The 694-nt window shown below is 67.9% G+C and carries 1 protein-coding gene; it reads left to right on the top strand.

Features of this window, described 5'->3' with window-relative positions; translation table 11 throughout:
* Positions 1-694 (top strand): condensation domain-containing protein (locus ABD371_RS35760; RefSeq protein WP_344486969.1); only part of this gene is annotated, 694 nt, incomplete at both ends.

The following is a 694-nucleotide window of genomic DNA, read 5'->3' on the forward strand; positions in this document are numbered from 1 at the left end:
TGGTGTTGCGGGCGGATGTGGGGGGGAATCCGTCGTTCGGTGAGTTGTTGGGTCGGGTTCGGGAGGCGGATCTGGCGGCGTACGCGCATCAGGATCTGCCGTTCGAGCGGTTGGTCGACGACCTCAATCCGGCCCGCTCGATGGGCCGCAACCCCCTCTTCCAGGTCTCCCTCTCCGTCCAGGGAGCCCAGCGACAGCCCGACAGGCTCTGGGATCTGCCGGACCTGGAGGCCACTCCGCTCGCCTACGGCGCGGAAGCCGCTTCCGCGAGGGTCGACCTGTCGCTGGATCTGAATGAGCACCGGGACGAGGAGGGTGCTCCCGCCGGAATGGCCGGCACCTTGCTGTACGCGGTGGATCTGTTCGACGAGGTGACGGCTCGGGGGTTGTCTGAGCGGTTGGTTCGGGTGTTGGAGCGGGTGGCGGCTGATCCGGATGTTCGGGTCGGTGAGATCGATGTGCTGGGTGAGGGTGAGCGGTCGCGGGTGGTGGAGCGGTGGAATGAGACCGCTGTGCCGGTGGTGTCGGGTTCGCTGGCCGGGTTGTTCGAGGCTCAGGTGGGTCGTTCGCGGGATGCGGTCGCGGTGATCGGTGGGGATCGTCGTTGGTCGTACGCGGAGTTGGACGCGGCGGCTGATCGGGTGGCGCGTGGGCTGGTGGCGCGTGGTGTGGGTCGTGGTGATCTGGTGGGGGT

Source organism: Streptomyces amakusaensis (genome assembly GCF_039532665.1).
Classification (GTDB): domain Bacteria; phylum Actinomycetota; class Actinomycetes; order Streptomycetales; family Streptomycetaceae; genus Streptomyces; species Streptomyces amakusaensis.